18 protein-coding genes and 3 pseudogenes are annotated in these 17,032 nt (G+C 36.4%); 4 read left to right on the top strand and 17 right to left on the bottom strand.

The features are described 5' to 3' along the window. Nucleotides 1-31: 31 nt before the first annotated feature. The 6 genes and pseudogenes from M44_RS05695 to M44_RS05670 all read right to left on the bottom strand — a co-directional run bounded on the left by M44_RS05695 (nt 32) and on the right by M44_RS05670 (nt 7,571). A complete protein-coding gene (locus M44_RS05695) occupies nt 32-1,045 on the bottom strand; it encodes a cytochrome d ubiquinol oxidase subunit II (RefSeq protein ID WP_010171732.1) in 1,014 nt (337 codons plus the stop codon). Nucleotides 1,046-1,100: 55 nt separating this feature from the next. Beyond that, nucleotides 1,101-2,435, bottom strand: coding sequence for a cytochrome ubiquinol oxidase subunit I (locus M44_RS05690; protein WP_010171730.1), 1,335 nt, complete (start codon nt 2,433-2,435; stop codon nt 1,101-1,103). Nucleotides 2,436-2,636: 201 nt separating this feature from the next. Continuing rightward, the gene (locus tag M44_RS05685; protein WP_010171727.1) at nt 2,637-3,146 is read right to left on the bottom strand and encodes a DoxX family protein; all 510 of its coding nucleotides are present in this window, start codon (nt 3,144-3,146) and stop codon (nt 2,637-2,639) included. Nucleotides 3,147-3,354: 208 nt separating this feature from the next. Beyond that, nucleotides 3,355-5,177 (bottom strand): annotated as a pseudogene (locus M44_RS20680) (ABC transporter ATP-binding protein). Further along, a pseudogene (locus M44_RS20675) lies at nt 5,174-6,939 on the bottom strand (ABC transporter ATP-binding protein). Before M44_RS20675 ends, M44_RS20680 begins: the two co-directional pseudogenes overlap by 4 nt. 185 nt (nt 6,940-7,124) lie before the next feature. Next, nucleotides 7,125-7,571, bottom strand: a complete 447-nt coding sequence (locus M44_RS05670; RefSeq protein ID WP_010171724.1) for a TlpA family protein disulfide reductase — start codon at nt 7,569-7,571, stop codon at nt 7,125-7,127. Between the two features lie 222 nt (nt 7,572-7,793). On the opposite strand from M44_RS05670, the gene M44_RS05665 reads away from it, so the two are divergent. Continuing rightward, nucleotides 7,794-8,657, top strand: coding sequence for a mechanosensitive ion channel family protein (locus M44_RS05665; RefSeq protein ID WP_010171722.1), 864 nt, complete (start codon nt 7,794-7,796; stop codon nt 8,655-8,657). Between the two features lie 41 nt (nt 8,658-8,698). Here the strand turns inward: M44_RS05665 and M44_RS05660 are convergent, their stop codons facing one another. From M44_RS05660 to M44_RS05625, 8 genes and pseudogenes are all read right to left on the bottom strand, one after another. After that, nucleotides 8,699-9,826: an N-acetyldiaminopimelate deacetylase gene (locus M44_RS05660; protein ID WP_010171720.1), complete on the bottom strand. Its 1,128-nt coding sequence runs from the start codon at nt 9,824-9,826 to the stop codon at nt 8,699-8,701. Nucleotides 9,827-9,951: 125 nt separating this feature from the next. Then, nucleotides 9,952-10,661: pseudogene (gene dapD / locus M44_RS20670) on the bottom strand (2,3,4,5-tetrahydropyridine-2,6-dicarboxylate N-acetyltransferase). 48 nt (nt 10,662-10,709) lie between these two features. After that, on the bottom strand, nt 10,710-11,585 hold the full coding sequence (locus tag M44_RS05650; protein WP_010171717.1) for a LysR family transcriptional regulator: 876 nt from the start codon (nt 11,583-11,585) through the stop codon (nt 10,710-10,712). 11 nt (nt 11,586-11,596) lie between these two features. Beyond that, nucleotides 11,597-12,043: a cyclic-di-AMP-binding protein CbpB gene (cbpB, locus tag M44_RS05645; RefSeq protein ID WP_010171715.1), complete on the bottom strand. Its 447-nt coding sequence runs from the start codon at nt 12,041-12,043 to the stop codon at nt 11,597-11,599. Between the two features lie 124 nt (nt 12,044-12,167). Continuing rightward, nucleotides 12,168-12,305: a YvrJ family protein gene (locus M44_RS05640; RefSeq protein ID WP_010171713.1), complete on the bottom strand. Its 138-nt coding sequence runs from the start codon at nt 12,303-12,305 to the stop codon at nt 12,168-12,170. Between the two features lie 67 nt (nt 12,306-12,372). Then, the gene (locus tag M44_RS05635) at nt 12,373-12,591 is read right to left on the bottom strand and encodes a DUF2922 domain-containing protein (protein ID WP_010171711.1); all 219 of its coding nucleotides are present in this window, start codon (nt 12,589-12,591) and stop codon (nt 12,373-12,375) included. Between the two features lie 41 nt (nt 12,592-12,632). Beyond that, nucleotides 12,633-12,848 (bottom strand): DUF1659 domain-containing protein, encoded by a 216-nt coding sequence (locus M44_RS05630; RefSeq protein ID WP_010171709.1) that lies wholly within the window; start codon nt 12,846-12,848, stop codon nt 12,633-12,635. Between the two features lie 423 nt (nt 12,849-13,271). Further along, nucleotides 13,272-13,517 (bottom strand): YkuJ family protein, encoded by a 246-nt coding sequence (locus tag M44_RS05625; protein ID WP_010171707.1) that lies wholly within the window; start codon nt 13,515-13,517, stop codon nt 13,272-13,274. Between the two features lie 170 nt (nt 13,518-13,687). On the opposite strand from M44_RS05625, the gene M44_RS05620 reads away from it, so the two are divergent. Beyond that, nucleotides 13,688-13,939, top strand: a complete 252-nt coding sequence (locus M44_RS05620; protein ID WP_010171705.1) for a glutaredoxin domain-containing protein — start codon at nt 13,688-13,690, stop codon at nt 13,937-13,939. Here the strand turns inward: M44_RS05620 and M44_RS05615 are convergent. The 3 genes from M44_RS05615 to M44_RS05605 form a co-directional block, all read right to left on the bottom strand. Then, nucleotides 13,917-14,138 carry a hypothetical protein gene (locus tag M44_RS05615; protein ID WP_010171703.1) on the bottom strand — a complete coding sequence of 74 codons (222 nt, stop codon included), beginning with the start codon at nt 14,136-14,138 and terminating at the stop codon, nt 13,917-13,919. The two genes, M44_RS05620 and M44_RS05615, sit on opposite strands and share 23 nt — an antisense overlap. Nucleotides 14,139-14,261: 123 nt before the next feature. Then, nucleotides 14,262-15,020 carry a 2,4-dienoyl-CoA reductase gene (gene fadH / locus M44_RS05610; protein WP_010171701.1) on the bottom strand — a complete coding sequence of 253 codons (759 nt, stop codon included), beginning with the start codon at nt 15,018-15,020 and terminating at the stop codon, nt 14,262-14,264. Nucleotides 15,021-15,330: 310 nt separating this feature from the next. After that, nucleotides 15,331-15,552, bottom strand: coding sequence for a hypothetical protein (locus M44_RS05605; protein WP_010171699.1), 222 nt, complete (start codon nt 15,550-15,552; stop codon nt 15,331-15,333). Nucleotides 15,553-15,799: 247 nt separating this feature from the next. Between M44_RS05605 and M44_RS05600 the strand changes: the two genes are divergently transcribed. Continuing rightward, complete coding sequence (locus M44_RS05600) at nt 15,800-16,663, top strand: metallophosphoesterase (RefSeq protein ID WP_010171697.1); 864 nt, start codon at nt 15,800-15,802, stop codon at nt 16,661-16,663. Nucleotides 16,664-16,784: 121 nt separating this feature from the next. Beyond that, nucleotides 16,785-17,032, top strand: a 248-nt coding sequence (locus M44_RS20665) for a hypothetical protein (RefSeq protein ID WP_010171695.1), incomplete at its 3' end; no start/stop codon positions are given.

The raw sequence follows: 17,032 nt of genomic DNA, 5'->3' as shown, positions 1-17,032 counted from the left end.
TCCATTTTAGCATATACAGAGGAAGAGTCTATCATTTTTTACCCTTAACATAATCGGCATCAAATAAAAACAATTTCATTAACAAAATTAAGGATGGGATGAGTAACAAAAGTCCTGCAATAAATACAATGACAAGTGCTTGGCCCATTATTGGATTCGTTACACTTCCTTCAATCGTAATAAAGGGATAAAGAATATATGGTAAATGAGATGCTCCATATCCAAAGAATGCAAATAAAAATTGTAGCATAACAGAAATAAATGCTAATCCATAGTTTCTCTTTTTATAGATTAAGATGGACGCAATCAAGAAAAATAGTAAGGACAATCCAAACATCCACCAATAATTTAATGCGTTTTGAAAGTGCTGCGGGTTATGCTCGCGTAAACTTACAAACACTAAAAATGACGCCAAAATAGTAGGAGGACTCCAGAAAAGCGCAAATTTCCGAACAATAGTTACAGCTTGATCATCTGCTGCTCGATTAGCATAATACGTTAAAAAAGCGGCAGAGATAAATAAAACAGATACAATCGCTAGAACAACTACACTCCAGGAATAAGGACTTGTAAAGAGTTCTCCAGCTAAAAACACCACTTTATCTCCGGAAACTTGAAGGAACCCTCCTTCAGAAATCGTCAAAGCTGTAGATAAACTAGCAGGTATTAATAGGCCCGTTGCGCCGTATAAAAACAAGTAAAACATATTATCTTTCGACCCATAATTACCAAAAGCATAAAAAGATCCTCTAATGGCTATTAAGATGATAGCTATACTACCTGGAATAAGTAAAGCTGTACCGTAATAGTAAGCTGTATCAGGAAAGAATCCTACAATACCGACAAAGAAAAATACAAAAAATACATTCGTCACTTCCCAAACAGGAGAAAGGTACCTGCTGATTAAGTCATTGATGAGATGATCTCTTCCTGTCCATTTACCATAAAAAGCAAAAAATCCTGCACCAAAATCTATACTTGCCACGATTAAATAACCGTAAAGAAACGTCCATAGCACCGTAATTCCTAATAGTTCCAACGTCATCATCATGATCCTCCTTCCAACCCTTTACACGAGATAAGGAGAGAAACCTCTCTCCTTAATTTTCCTCTTTAAAACGTTTTTCTAGCTCTGCTTCAGCAGGTTTATTCTTAAACATTTTAATTAATACTGAAATCGTCACAATGGCTAAAATCATATATAACAAAATGAATAGGACAAACGTAATGCCCACTCCATCCCCTTTAGTTGCTGCTTCAGAAACCGTCATATATCCACGTAAGATCCATGGCTGTCTTCCAACTTCTGCATATAACCAACCAAATTCAATGGCAAGCATCGATAAAGGACCAGCTGCTACAATTCCCCACAGAACTGGTTTTGAGAAAGGATTACCTTTCTTCCAAATCCAAAGTCCGAGGAATAATAAAGCGATAAACATTCCGTACATCCCAATTGTCACCATTAAATCAAACATATAGTGGATCCATAAAGGTGGACGTTCATCTTCTGGAAATTCATTTAATCCTATTACCTCAGTATCAAAGGAATTACCAGCCAAAAAGCTTAAAGCACCTGGTATTCGAATAGCATTCTTTACTTCATTATTTTCATCAATCGTTCCGAATACAACGAGATCAGCATTTGATTCAGTCTCAAAATGCCATTCTCCTGCTGCTAATTTCTCAGGCTGATATTCAGCTAAGTATTTTGCTGATAAGTCACCTGCAACCATCGTTAATCCAGTAAAAATAAAGGCAGATACCATCGTTAGCTTTAATGCTTTTCTATGATAAGCCCCTCTACTTCCTTTTAGGAATGCATAAGCGGCAATTGCAGCTAGAATAAATGCACATGTCATATAAGAAGACGCAATAACATGAAACACTTTAGTAGGCATAGCAGGGCTCATCATCGCTGCAAGTGGATTAATATTAATTGCTTTACCATCTGATAAATCAAACCCTATCGGAGAGTTCATAAAAGCATTAACTGTTGTAATAAAAAGGGCTGAAGCTGAAGATCCTATCATAATCGGAATCGTTAGAAGCCAATGACTCCATTTATTTTTAAAACGGTCCCACGTATAAAGATAGATTCCTAAGAAAATAGCCTCAAAGAAAAATGCAAAAGTTTCCATAAATAGCGGAAGAGCAATTACTTGACCAGCCACCTGCATAAAACTAGGCCATAATAATGAAAGCTGCAGGCCAATAGCAGTTCCTGTCACGACACCAACTGCAACTGTAATCGTAAATCCTCTTGCCCATCTTCTAGCTAATAATAAGTAATGTGAATCATTGTTTTTTATCCCCATAAATTCTGCAATAGCAATCATGACAGGAACCCCAACACCTATCGTTGCAAAAATAATATGGAAAATTAAGGTCGCCGATGTTAGTAATCGACTTAGCATGACATTATCTAGTTCCAATGAGGGTACCTCCTAACGATCTCTATAAAGATATATATATCACTCTATCATTATTGTAAAACGAAAACTACAATTTGTGAATAATTGAACATGAACATTTTGTGACATTTATCACAAACAAACTTTCGGTGAATGGAGCATAAAAATACCAGGTCCAGTTTGGACCTGGTTTTATCTTTCATTCAGGCAAATTTTTTATTACTAGTATTTCCATTTTTCTCTTTGAGTTTCCAAACTTTTTTTACTTTGATTCTTGATGAATGGTTGAATCCAATAATCTAACCCAATTCTTCCTGCATTAGCACCTGCCACGATTATAAAGATTGAAAGTAGTAACATCATTGGATTAGTAGAAACTGTACCACTAAATAAGAAAGCGAAATTCATTACCATTCCAAAGAATACCGCTGCTGTTGTTAAACAACCCAATAATAAACCCAATCCAACTAAAAATTCACCCCAAGGTATTAAGAAATTAAAGAGTCCTACATTAGGGATGGCAAATCCTTCTAAGAAACTAGCCCACCAGCCTTGAACAGCAGGATGTTCTCCTGTTGCCTTTGCTATGGATCCTTGTAAATACCCGCTTGCATCAAATCCACCAGTAATTTTACCCCACCCTGCCGTTAACCAAGCGTATCCTAAATATAAACGAAGAATAGTTAATACATAAGAAGCAACTTTACTTTCCCTTAAGTATGCTACCATCACTTATCTCATCTCCTTGGAAATTACTGTGAAACAATTCACATGAATAAGGATGAGTTTGTGAAACGTTTCACTATCTTCTACACTTTTAGTATATGCTTGGGAGGACAGCTTTTCAATAGGTTTCCAAATCGTTCAAAAAGTATTCAATGTTTTTCCAAAAACGAATAAAAAAACTATGAAGAGAGCAGCCTCTTCATAGTTTTCACGGCTATAATGCCTCTAACATTTTAAACTGAGCTTTAACAAGACCATAATATTCTCCTTGAAGGTTCATGAGTTCTTCATGATTGCCTTGCTCTATTAAATTCCCATGCTCTAGCACGATTATTTTATCGGCTCCTCTAATGGTGGAGAGTCGATGAGCAATCATGATAGCTGTTCGACCATTTAACAACCGTTTTAATGCTTCTTGAATCTTCATTTCAGTTTCTGTATCAATCGAGGCAGTTGCTTCATCTAGAATGATTATTTTAGGGTCTGCTAACAGGCTCGTGCAAAGGAAAGTAATTGCCTCTGACCAACGGAAAGCACATTTCCTCGTTCTTCCACTTCTGTTTCATATCCATCTGAGAGGCTCATTATAAATTCATGAGCTCCGATTGCTTTTGAAGCTTCTATAACCTCTTCATCTGAGGCTTCAGGGCGTCCAAAGCGAATATTATCTTTAATCGTGCCTGAAAAAACGAATGTGTCTTGAAGTACAATACTTATTTGACTACGTAAGCTAGTAAGTGAAACATCACGTAAATCATTACCATCTAATAAAACTCTCCCTTTCGTAGGGTCATAGAAGCGAGTAATTAAATTAGCAATCGTTGTTTTGCCTGATCCTGTGTGCCCAACAAGTGCGACCGTTTCTCCACCTTTTATGTGAAGATCTATGCCATTTAGGGCCTTTCGTTTGTCATCGTAAGAAAATTCCACATTGTCAAAGCGTATTTCACCTCGAATATCACTCAGTTCCTTTGAATTTGTTTTTTCACTAACGATCGGTTGTTCGTCTAAAAATTCAAAGATACGTTCAGAAGAGGCCATTCCCATAAGAAGTTGGTTGTAAACCATTCCCAATCGAGATATTGGCTCCCAGAACATTCCTAAATAAAAGGCAAAAGAAACAAATTCACCTAACTCTAAAGTTCCACCTTGAATTAACGTAGCCCCGTACCATATCAACACAGCTGTCCCCACAGCATTAGTCATTTCGACTAATGGACGAAACATGGCATTTTTCTTGGTAGCTACTCTCCAGCTCTCAAAATTTTCTGTGTTGACTCCATCAAAGAACATCATATTTTCCTGTTCTTGTGTGTAAGTTTGAGTCACACGAATTCCTTGGATACTCTCATTCAGATGAGAATTTAGTTTAGATTGCTTTAAGCGAACATCTTGCCAGGATCGACGAATTTTTTTACGTAAGCTAGTAGAAAATAAAAAAACAATTAAAGGCAAAATCACAAGAACCGCTAATGTAAGCTCTGGACTCAAGGTGAATAATAGTACGACAATACCCGCCAAGAGAATAATATCCATTAATAAATTGATAACTCCGCTTGTAAACAATTCTTGTAATGAATTAATATCATTTAAGATACGTACTAGGATACTTCCCGCAGAACGCTGATCAAAGAAACGATGAGAAAGCCACTGTACATGGGTGAACAAATGCTTTCGCAAATCATAAATGACACTTTGACCTAATTGATTCATCCAACGAATACGTAAAAAGTTCGCAACATAATTGATGAAATATAGTCCCAACGCAACTCCAACTGTTATAAATAAAAGCTCTTGGTTAGGGCCATCAGGATTCAGAATGGCTTTATCTAATGTATAAACACCGATAATTAACGGAATCGCCAATCTAACGGCAGTTGTAATTAAAACCATAACGATAGAGAGCGGTACTAATGTTTTTGAATAAGGCCTGAAGTAGCTTAATAATCTATATAGCTGACTCCAGTTGAATGGCTTATCTATGATTTGATCGGTGGAGTAGCGAAAACGTTTTAATACACTTGGATTTTGCTTCATGCTCTCCCCCCACTTTCTTGTCCTTGTAAAATTTTCTTTTGATCCTTATATTGGATTTCATAAATGCGTTGATATGGTCCTCCAGAGGATAGTAGCTCCTCGTGCTTCCCTCTCTCTACAACTTCTCCATTCTCTAATACTAATATTTCATCCGCATGCTTTAGTGAAGAAATCCGGTGAGCAATGATAAAGGTTGTTCTGTTTTTCATCACAGTCTGCAGTGCCTTTTGTATGCTAAATTCTGTTTCCATATCAACAGCACTAGTTGCATCGTCTAAAATCAAAATACTTGGATCGGTACAGATGGCCCTAGCAATGGCGATACGTTGCTTTTGCCCACCAGACAATCCTAAACCACGCTCACCAAGAATGGTATCATACCCGTCAGGCAGCTCTATTATGAAATCATGGGCTTGTGCGATTTTTGCTGCTTTCACAATTTCCTCCATAGAAGCATCGGGTCTTCCATATGAAATATTGCTAGCGATGGTGGAAGAAAACAAGAAAGACTCCTGTAAAACTACCCCTACATTATTCCTTAAACTTTGAATGGAATAATCCTTAATATCACGTCCATCAATAAGAATCTTACCAGATGTAGGCTCATAAAATCTTGTAAGTAACTGTGTTAAACTTGTTTTACCAGACCCTGTCTCTCCGATTAATCCGATGACAGACCCTTTCGATGCTACAAAGCTAACATCCTTTAAAGCTTTTTCACTTTCATCATTATATTGAAGCGTAACATGTTGAAATTCTACATCCCCATCTAAGTGAGGAAGCTTTATAGAACTAGGAGAATCCTCAATATCCTCTGACTCATCTAAGATTTCAAGTAGACGTTCACCTGATGCTTTTGCTTGAGAAAAAAGATTGATAGTAAAGCCTAGATTCATAATTGGCCAAATAAAATACCACACTAAGCTATAAAAGGCGACTAGCTCACCTGGTTGAAGACTTCCGTTTATAACTAAATATCCACCATATCCTAACAGTAAAACCACACTTAAATTACCCATTAACTCCATAAGAGGAAAATATTTGGCCCAAATATTTGATGTAAACAAATAATTTTCTTTATAATTTCCATTGGAAGAATTAAATTTATCGATCTGATAATTTTCTCTTGATAATGATTTTACCGTGTTGATGCCACTTAAATTCTCTTGTACGTTTGTATTAAGCTTACCAAACGACTTTCTGATTCCTCTAAACGCAGGGTGGACCGCTTTATCAAACCTGTATACGGCAACTGCCAGGAAAGGTAAAGTACTTAATGTAACAAGTGTCAGCTGCCAAGAATACGTCATCATGACGCTAAAACTTATTGTAATAAGTAGTATAAAGCGAATAAATTCTGTAATCCCAAATGATAAGAAGAAACGAAATGCCTCAACATCTGCTGTTAATCTAGACATTAGATCACCTGTTTTCGCATTATCATAGTAGCGAAACGGCAAAAATTGAAGCTTTTCATATAGAGAATTTCGCAGTTTATAAACTGAAACAATTCCAAATAAATCTCCACAATATTGGTGTACATACGTAAAAATCCCTTTAATAATCATCAACCCAACAAAACCTAGGGCTAAATAAGGAATCCAATTGTAATTACCTTTTAACACGGCCTCATCAATGGTTACCTGTAAAATTATTGGATAGACAACGGTAATGACTGTTACAAAAAAGTAAAAAAACTAAAGGAAATGATAAAGTACTTTTTATACGGCCAATAAAATGACTTTAACTTTTTTAAATGTATCCATGCCAATCCCCCTTAAATTTAAAAAAACATGATAGTAATAAATATAACGGTTTTCGAAATTTATTTCTACTTATTTGTTTTAATTTTTCTTTATTTTTAGACAATAAAAAAATACCCATATTCTCCAATAGGATGGACAAACGGGTACACTTATTCACTTATTCACTTATTTACTTATTCACTTATTCTCTCTCAACTAACAACCGATTTATTCGACTTTCCACCATATTCATACTGCTTCCACCAGCTTGATAATGCCTAAGAATACCCTTCTCATCAAATAAATAATAGGAAGGTACATATTGATTTTGAAATTTTTCTTTTAATATATGATGCTGATCTAGTAGTATTGGTTGAGCTATATCATGTTCGAGTGCTACCTTCTTCACCACATCAATATCATAATCACCTTCAACTCTAGGCATATGTATGGATAGTACCGTCATGTCTTCCTTAAACTTGTCACGAAGTTCGTTAACCTTTGGCATAGCTACTTTGCACAAATGGCAGCTAACAGACCAAAAATGAATAAAAATTGGTCTTTTTTCTATAGAGTTGTGGTCTGTTTCTTCTGCATTTAGCCACATCAAAGCTCCAGATAGTTCTGGTATAGGGTCTCGTAATCTCATAGGTATCAACACCTTTCTTATAAGATCATTTTAAACCTAGCTTTGTCTAGATAAGCGAAAATATAGAACAATTCATTGAACAATGGAGAGAAATTGTCGCATTTTGACTGTTTGACATTTCCTTATTTTTTCTTTCAGTATATAGTTTAGCATGGATTGCTTTAGGGTTAAGATAAAAGGATGAGTAATATGCTAAATGAGTTTTATGGAGAGTGATAAGTTATGGATCGTATTTTTGAAAGATTTGAGAGTATTGATTGGAATAATATTTTAGTGTTTGTGGGAGGCGCAATCCTTCAAATTATTGCTTTATTCATTGGATTTTTAATCGTTAAATCTATTGGGAATAGTGTAATCTCTAGATTTTTTACAAACTATGAAAAATCTAATCACATTTCAGAAGCCCGAGCGACAACATTAAAAGGATTAACAAAAAATATATTAAATTACATATTAATCTTTGTTTTCTTTGTAACGCTACTACAAATTTTCGATATTGAAGTGGCAGCTATTTTAGCTGGTGCTGGGATTGTTGGGTTAGCAGTAGGGTTCGGTGCTCAAGGACTCGTATCAGATATTGTAACTGGATTTTTCATTTTGTTAGAAAAACAATTAGATGTTGGTGATTATGTGTCGACGGGTTCATTTTCAGGAATTGTCGAATCAGTAGGTTTACGTACCACTCAAATTAGAGGATTTGATGGTACATTGCACTATATTCCTAACAGAGATATCACATCTGTTAGTAACCATAGCCGAGGCAATATGAGAGCGCTTGTTGATATTGGGATTTCCTATGACGATCATATCGATACAGCTGTAACTGTAATGCAAGAAGTTTGTGATCAGCTAGCAAAAGAAAATGACCATATTATAGAGGGACCAAATGTTCTCGGAGTTCAAAGCTTAGGATCTTCTGACGTTGTCATAAGAATAGTAGGAAAAACGAAAAACGGAGAACAATGGGGAGTAGAACGTGAGCTACGTAAACAGTTAAAAGCAGCTCTTGATGCAAATGGTATTGAAATTCCATACCCTCACCAAGTGTTTGTCCAAAAAACGGAAACAGAAAATGCAAATGGGTAAAATATAGGACGAGAAAAAGGATGGGTGCTCTCATCCTTTTTCTATTCATCCAATTGCATATATTCAATATATTCTGTGATGGTATCAATCGCAAACGGAATCGCATCCTCCTTAGGATTTAACTGTCCATTGTGTAACCCAAAGGGAGAATCTACCCCTAACCAGAACATAAAGCCCGGAATACTCTTTAACATATACCCAAAATCTTCACCAGTCATAGCTTCCTTACTATGAACAAATTTTAGTGTATCTTTATTTTCTGCCCATTGGATAAAATGTTCAGTTGTTTTAGGATCATTATAGACTTGATAATAATTGCTTCCGTAGTCGATCCTAGCTTGACAATCAAACTGCCATTCTACCCCCTTAACAATTGACTCTATTCTAGATTTAATGCGCTCCATTGTCTCTGGATGTAATGTTCGTATTGTCCCTTCTAGACGGGCATTTTCAGCAATGACATTCTGTACAGTACCAGCGGTTAGTTTCCCTATCGTCAATACAGCAGAATCCAAGGGATCTATATTTCTCGATACTACAGTTTGTAGATTGGAAACAAGACTCGATGCTGCGACCACCATATCCTTCGTTTGGTGAGGGTAGGCAGCATGACCTCCCTTACCAAGTAAATCTATAAACAATTCAGACGTATTCGCAAATAAGAGTCCTTCCTTTGTTCCAATTTCTCCTACTTTTAATTCTGGGGCGATATGAAGGGCCATCATTACATCAATATTCAACCGTTTCATTTCGTCTGACTCAAGCATTGGCAGAGCACCGCCAGGTCCTTCTTCGGCAGGCTGAAAGATAAAAACGAGATGATCATTAATTGGATGTTCCACAAAGTAAGATAGGACACCTAACGCAATACTCATATGAAAATCATGTCCACAAGCATGCATTTGTCCTGTATGATTTGAAGAAAAAGACAAATCTGTTTGCTCTACTATCGGTAATCCATCAATATCTGAACGATATCCAACAGTCCTATTCCCCTCTTTACCGAGAATTTTCACAAATAATCCTGTTTTCCATTTCATTACTTCTATTCTCTCTGAAGTTAATGTATTTAAATAGTCAAGAATATAGCTTTGAGTTTTCCACTCTTGAAATCCTAATTCTGGAATTTTGTGAAGCTCTCTTCTAATTAATATAAAAGGATGGTCCACATTTTTCACTCCTTTCAAAAGGTCAGGTTTAATTCCAACCTGTAAAAAGGCAACTAGTCATTAGCTGCCTTTTTACTCATATGAATGATCCAAATGGTACTTGTCTCACTTAACAAGCTTTTAACTTAGAGTTGACGTAACTCTTGTTTAATTTCTGTTTTGCTCTTCGTTTTTTCATCAATTTCTTTAATAACGCGAGCTGGTGTACCAGCAACTACTGTGTATGGAGGCACATCATCAATAACAATTGCACCTGCTGCCACAACTGCACCTTTACCAACGGTAACACCTTCAAGAATAACAGCATTCGCACCTACTACTACATCGTCTTCAACCACAACAGGTTTAGCTGAAGGTGGCTCAATTACCCCCGCTAACACAGAACCTGCACCAATGTGACAATTTTTACCTACAGTTGCACGTCCACCTAATACTACATTCATATCAATCATTGTGCCTTCACCAATCACAGATCCGATGTTAATGGATGCTCCCATCATAATAACAGCATTATCTCCAATTTCAACTTGATCACGAATGATCGCACCTGGCTCTATACGAGCTTTGATCCCTTTCATATCAAGTAAAGGAATAGCTGAGTTACGACGATCATTTTCTATAACATAATCTTCGATTTTATCTTTTTGCTCTGTTAAAACTTTTCAACCGTCGCCCACTCACCAAAAATCACACCTGTATCACCATTTAAAAACGTTTGAAGCGATTGATCAAATTCAATCTCAGCCAGTTTCCCTTTTATGTATACTTTTACTGGTGTAGACTTTGTACTATTTTGAATAAATGAGATAATCTCATTTGCATCCATCATTTTCATAAATAACTCCTCCTCGTGGCGTTAAATTGAGATGTATGTTCATCTCCTCTATGAATCATACAAGAATTCGTTAGCAACTTCAACAAATGCCTCTACTTGACGTAATTTAAATGACGATTCATATCCTAAAAGCCAGGTATCTCTGTACAAAGCTTGGCCATGTTCATTCTTTAACGGTATTTTTGATACAACATCTGTTTGTTTGGAGAGCGTAATACCTGGTAGAATCGCATAACCAATTCCATTAAATGTCATTTGTTTGCATGTTTCAATTTGATCGACAACGATCGTTCGGTTTGGGACAGCTTTAAATTCTTGGTGCCACCATTCTTGTATTTGCTGATAATAGTTAGAGTCGCTTTTAAATTGGATAAAGGGGCGATCTGTTTTTCCTATTTCATCAATATTCACTATTTCTTGATCAACTAAGTAGAGAGGATCTTTAAAAAGATGAATCTTTTTCCCTTTCCAATCTGGCCTTCCTCTTATAATTCCAATATGGACTTCATCTTCATAAAGGGCTTTTAATATTTCTGAACTCCATCCAGTAATTAAAGAAATTTTTGCATGAGGGTACCTTTTAACAAAGCGTTTTAGCACTTGTGGTAACCAATTTTGTCCAACGATTGATGCACAGGCGATTTTTAATGTTCCATGCACTTCACTATGCAAGCTTTGAATCTCTTCTCTTACTCGTTCTTCTCTAAGTAACACTTCCTTAGCGAATTGAACTACCTTTTCTCCTACCGGTGTTAAGGATAATCCTTTTTGAGAGCGAAGAAATAATGGTTGTCCCCAGTTTTTCTCTATAGATTGTAATCGTTGCGAAAGTGCGGGCTGTGAAACGAAAAGTCGTTCTGCAGCCTTTCTCATATTCATTTCTTCCGCCAATACGACTAATAATTCATACTCTGACATTGTCATACAACTTCCCCTTACTTAAACTCACCCGTATGCACAAATCGATTTAAAACCTTTAATACGGAACGTCTTGTTAAAATCCCTTCGAAATTCTGCTCCTGATCTACCACGCACAAAAATGGGTGATCCACTACTAGAGAAAGTGCTTTTACGAATTTAGTTTGTAAGGTGACCGTAGCGATCTCTTTTTTCATAGCATCTTCTACTTTTTTCTTTTCTAATAATTCAAATTCAATCCGCTCTATCCCTAAAAGGCTATCAGTAATTAAACTCGAGCTGATAAGGCCATGTAATTTATATTTTGGATCTAAAACTGGAATAGCAGAATAACCACTCTTGGTTAGTACAAGTAGAGCGTGTTCTAATGTATTGCCTAATTGAACATGGGCCACTTTCTCAGCAGAAATCATTAAATCCTTTATTTCAGGCTGAAATGACTCTTTATTTTCTATCGTTAACATGTGTTAAAACCCCTTATCCCATGTGACTTACTCTTATATTTTAGCATAGGACAAGAATAATAGTGAAAACATATTATATTGAACAGACAAAAAGGCAATCTCTAACTTGAGATTGCCTCCTTCATTAAGCGCTTAAACGTTCTGAAAGGGTTTGAATGGATGTAATTACCGCTTCTAACTTCGCTTCAATGCGGTGTAAAAGATAGAGCGTTACAACAACTGGAAACCCAACTTCAGATAGTAATACAGCTATTTCATTCACGCTTTCTCCTCCTTTCCTTTTAATAAAGAATAGGTAGCAGACAATTGATCCGTCCGCTACCTAACACTTAAACTAATTCATAAGATGTAACCGTTCTATCTACTAGTCTCGCACCTTTAATCGATGCAACCGGACCATCATACGTTTGGAAAACGGTTGAAGCGATTATGGTTTCCATGGCATTTTTAACCGCTGAAGCATTAATAGGTTCGTTTGGTTCATCAATCGAAACGGTTGTTGTTTTTCCTGCATTATTTAAAAATTGAAGTTCTAATACCTTTGCCATCTTAATTCCTCCTTTCTTAAAACATTGTAACGTTCAAGTTATTAAAGAACGTCAAAATTGTCTGATTTTTCTACATTTAATAACGGTCGACTACTTAACGAAGCGATAGCTTGGGCTACTAAATGTAGATCATCTGCTGAAGCATTGAGCCGGATGTTTCCATACGTTTTAGCAATAATTTTTTGTACACCTTTTTCGTTTATTTCTCCACCATACTCTAATCGAAGCTTAGATTCTTTCAGATTTACTTGAGCCATTGTTTTCACCTCCTCCCTACACCCTTTAAGTAGTCAGAGGGACAAAAAAAAGGACAGGGTCTTCAAAAAAAGTGTAAACTCAGTTAAACAACGCTCCCCGATTTCCGCATAAAGACTTCGCTTTCCGCTGGGAATCGATGAAGCCGCATACGCTTTTCGAACAAACGCTACTTCCCGTAGAACCGAATACGTTTAACTGAATGGCCACAGCACTTTCGAGGAGTTTTCGCCATTTTGCTCCAATCAATAGCTAGTAAACAGCAAAAATCAACATCACTCTTTAACAGAACCAAAATCATATTCGAAAGAAATAAAAGGGATTTTCTTTTGAGGACGTGGCAATGCCTTGCTGGAAGGGAAACATGGTACAGAACTCAATCACTGCCGATTAACAGAGACAAAAAAAATAAGAGCAATGTGCCCTTATTTTCCTTCTTGCAATAATTCAAAAATTTCAATAGCAGTTATGTCAATATCATCAAACGGATATTTGCTAGGCTTCTTATCATCGTTGTATACTTCCAATTCAAACGTGTCTGTTGCAGGAAAATACTTAACCTGACAAAGCTTCTTTCCTTCTAACTCGAAGTATCGTTGAGGAATATCTCCACTTTCACCTGATTCTTGCATAGACTTTAGTCTTTGAATAATTCCTAATAATTGAGACATACGACCTCTCCTTTCATTCACGAACTCAATTTTTACATTGTTTAAGCGATAATGCAAGTAAGCCTTGCTGATTTCTTTTCAATCACGTTATCAGTTATTATACTATGTAAGGATATTTTTAGAGTTCATCTTTCATAATACCAAAAATATAGACAAGGAGGAACAGATTATTGAAAACTTTACAACTCTATACCCAGCCTAGTTGCCCCCCGTGTCAATTTGTTAAATTATATCTAGAAGACAATCAAGTCCCATACCAACAGCATGATGTAAAAAATGACGCGAGAGCTAGAAACCATATGATATCAGTATTACACTCTTCTGCTACACCCACGATAGAATATGGGGATATCGTTATAAGAGGTGTAGACATGGATAAGCTAGAACAAGTCATTAGCCTTATCCAGCTATCAAATAAATAATATAGAATGCAATCAAGACACCTGCAACAATATAGGTCAAAAATATAGGATTAGCTAGAATCCCATGTTTTTTAACAGATTGTGGAATACTTTTATCTTGCTCTTCGTTGTGCTGCTTTGGGACCTTCAGCGTATAGATGAATGAAGCAATTAAAACCAAAACAACTAGAACACATAGGACTAGAATATATTGACTCATAAATTCTCCTTTCGTCCTCTTTTTTATAGTTTGACAAGGATACGGAGAACTATACAAGTTCACACAGAAAAACTCTTTCGTATTTGTCGAAAGAGTTTCTTTTACATGGTATTTCACTAAATTTTAGAATGGATGTGGGTTTAACCACTGACCACCGTCCATTGTGACGCATTCCCCATTTATATATCCAGCTTTATCAGAAAGTAAGAAATAAGCTAATTCAGCAATTTCCTCTGGCTGGCCTAACCTTTTTAATGGAACACTTGCAATTGTGCGTTGTGCGGCTTCTTCTGATGTCCATAGCTTTTCAGCTCCACCCGTTTTATCAATTGGACCTGGTGCAATAGCATTAACACGTATACCATATCTACTTCCCCACTCAACCGCAAGGGTTCTAGTAAGTGATAATACTCCCGCTTTAGCAGCAGCGGAGTGAATGACACCTGCTCCTGCTCCCCATGCATATGTAGCTACCATATTTAAAATTGAACCGCTCTTACCATGTTGAATAAAGTATTCTCCTACTGTTTTGGAACAATAAAATGTACCATTTAAAACAATATCAATAACGGCATTCCACCCGTTTACCGATAATTTTTCAGCTGGAACGATAAAGTTTCCTGCTGCATTGTTGATAAGGCTATCGATGGTACCAAACCGATCATGTGTAAATTGAACCAGCTTTTCTAAATCTTCTATATTTCGAACATCCATTTGAAAGGTTTCAATACTGCCTGGTCCTGTTATTTCATCTGCTGCTGCTTTAAGTCTATCTACATCTCTTCCGGTAATGACAACAGAGGCCCCTTCCTCTACTAGCTTCATCGCCATAAATTTCCCCATGCCGCTAGAACCACCTGTGATAATGACCACTTTCTCCATCTTAATCCCCCTTAGTAAAATGAATGAATATTCAGTCATATTCTAACACAGAAACACACCTTGTGAAAGCGTTATCTTTTGCTTTAAGTTAGTTTTTTAAAAAATAGCTCTATTAAACACAGCTCCCCGAATTTTTGAATAAATCTTTGATTTTTGGGCTTTTTTCCACTTTCCCTTTGAAAATACTAAGCAATTTCCTTAGGTCATTGAAAGAGTTTTACTAAATAAACAACGAACTATGAAAATACGGAGAAAAGGGCAAAGAAAAAAATTAAACGCTTTAACCCAAATACAAGTTAAAGCGTTAAAATCATAATCGTTTCTCATCACTAACGAGAGATTCATGTAGTTGAGATAGACATTTTATCATGGTTTTCTTTCTGTTTCTTCCTTTATTTCTTAACACGACACTTTTATAGTAAAGCGTAACTTCTCCAAATTTCTCTTCTTTGAATCCTTTGATGTATAAACGAACATCCCCTATATCTAAAGGTATAATCATTATGTCATAGGTAGCATGCTGATTACTCACAATTAGCTCCCCCTTCTTCATTCTATGCTTTGTTAGAGAGTATTGATGACTTTTACTATTAATTTTCAGCAGTTGATTGGAGCAAAATGGCGAAGACTCCTGCGGAAATCAACAGCGTTGTTTAACAGAGCCTTATTCTAAGTAGTGACTAGAGTTTACCTATCAGACTATTACTCTTAATTCTTTACTAAGGAGCTATTTTACCATAAACTGTTTTCAAGTTCATAAATTAGTTAGAGGTGCCCAAATGAATGAAATGATAAACAGAAGACAGTTCATCAAAAAATCCATACGCTCTTTATCTATTATACTCTCAGTTCCAACGGTTGGATACGTTTATTCACGCTTTATTGAACCAAGAAGTCTATCTATAACAGAATTAACACTAGATGCTCCTATTCCAGACAGTTTTCACGACATGAAAATTCTACAGTTCAGCGATACACATTTAGGTTTTCAATATAATTGTAGTCAATTCGGTACATTAGTGGATAAAATCAATAGCTTGCAACCAGATCTTATTGTATTTACAGGAGACTTATTCGATTCGACCGAAAATTTTTCAGAGTCATTAGAATTAATTCGATTGCTTCGGTTACTTCAAGCCCCTTACGGAATATACGCAGTGAAGGGGAATCATGATCATGCATTTTCGTCTAGTGCGACAAGAATTGAGTACATATATCGAGAGGCTAATATCACATATCTAAATAATAGCTTTCATGAAATTCGTAATAGCCATGGAGATTCCTTCTTTATTAGTGGAGTAGATGATCCGGTTTATGGCGTTCCAGATTTAACCAAAGCACTTCCTTCTTCAAAAAAGGATCAGTTCACATTGTTACTTTCTCATGCTCCTGATTTTGCCATTGAAGCAAAAAATCATAAAATACATTTGCAATTAAGCGGACACAGTCATGGAGGACAAATTCAACTTCCCATTTTAGGGCCAGTTTTAACTCCCGTTAAAAGTAAGCTATACCGAGAAGGGCTCTATCATGTTAATGATACGTTAACGTTATATGTAAACCGTGGTATAGGAACAACGATCTTACCTTTACGTTTTTTAGCAAAGCCCGAAATTACACTCTTCGCTATTCGTGCTATTTAATGTACTTTATGATAAGTAAGGGAGGTGTATGAAAATAATCTTTTTATATGCCCAACCTTTATCTAGACAGGCTCATGCTCGTTTTCCTTCCATATGATAAATGTAGAAGGGAGGAGTTAGTATGCTTAGAAGAAGCCAATACCCAGTTAGATATCAATATAGACAAGATGAACGTTTTTTCCCGTTTTTTCCGTTTTTTGGAGCAATTCCATTCCTTGGAGGACTTGCGATAGGTGGTTTGGCTGGTGCAGCGTTTACAAATAGACCATGCTGCCCACCATACGGCCCATATCCACCACCATATCCGCCCTATCCACCTTACCCTGGCGTTGGTCCAGGATATCAACCCTATCCATCTTACCCTTATAA

It is taken from the genome of Bacillus coahuilensis m4-4, assembly GCF_000171615.1.
GTDB lineage: Bacteria > Bacillota > Bacilli > Bacillales > Bacillaceae_K > Bacillus_T > Bacillus_T coahuilensis.
This window is presented reverse-complemented; position numbering and strand designations above follow the sequence as displayed.

What these genes read in the sequence shown, in the direction of transcription:
- M44_RS05695 (WP_010171732.1), bottom strand. Translation starts at nt 1,045, where the DNA reads ATGACGTTGGAACTATTAGGAATTACGGTGCTATGGACGTTTCTTTAC.
- M44_RS05670 (WP_010171724.1), bottom strand. Translation starts at nt 7,571, where the DNA reads ATGAGATTACGAGACCCTATACCAGAACTATCTGGAGCTTTGATGTGG.
- M44_RS05665 (WP_010171722.1), top strand. Translation starts at nt 7,794, where the DNA reads ATGGATCGTATTTTTGAAAGATTTGAGAGTATTGATTGGAATAATATT.
- M44_RS05650 (WP_010171717.1), bottom strand. Translation starts at nt 11,585, where the DNA reads ATGACAATGTCAGAGTATGAATTATTAGTCGTATTGGCGGAAGAAATG.
- cbpB (WP_010171715.1), bottom strand. Translation starts at nt 12,043, where the DNA reads ATGTTAACGATAGAAAATAAAGAGTCATTTCAGCCTGAAATAAAGGAT.
- M44_RS05635 (WP_010171711.1), bottom strand. Translation starts at nt 12,591, where the DNA reads ATGGCAAAGGTATTAGAACTTCAATTTTTAAATAATGCAGGAAAAACA.
- M44_RS05630 (WP_010171709.1), bottom strand. Translation starts at nt 12,848, where the DNA reads ATGGCTCAAGTAAATCTGAAAGAATCTAAGCTTCGATTAGAGTATGGT.
- M44_RS05625 (WP_010171707.1), bottom strand. Translation starts at nt 13,517, where the DNA reads ATGTCTCAATTATTAGGAATTATTCAAAGACTAAAGTCTATGCAAGAA.
- M44_RS05615 (WP_010171703.1), bottom strand. Translation starts at nt 14,138, where the DNA reads ATGAGTCAATATATTCTAGTCCTATGTGTTCTAGTTGTTTTGGTTTTA.
- fadH (WP_010171701.1), bottom strand. Translation starts at nt 15,020, where the DNA reads ATGGAGAAAGTGGTCATTATCACAGGTGGTTCTAGCGGCATGGGGAAA.
- M44_RS05600 (WP_010171697.1), top strand. Translation starts at nt 15,800, where the DNA reads ATGAATGAAATGATAAACAGAAGACAGTTCATCAAAAAATCCATACGC.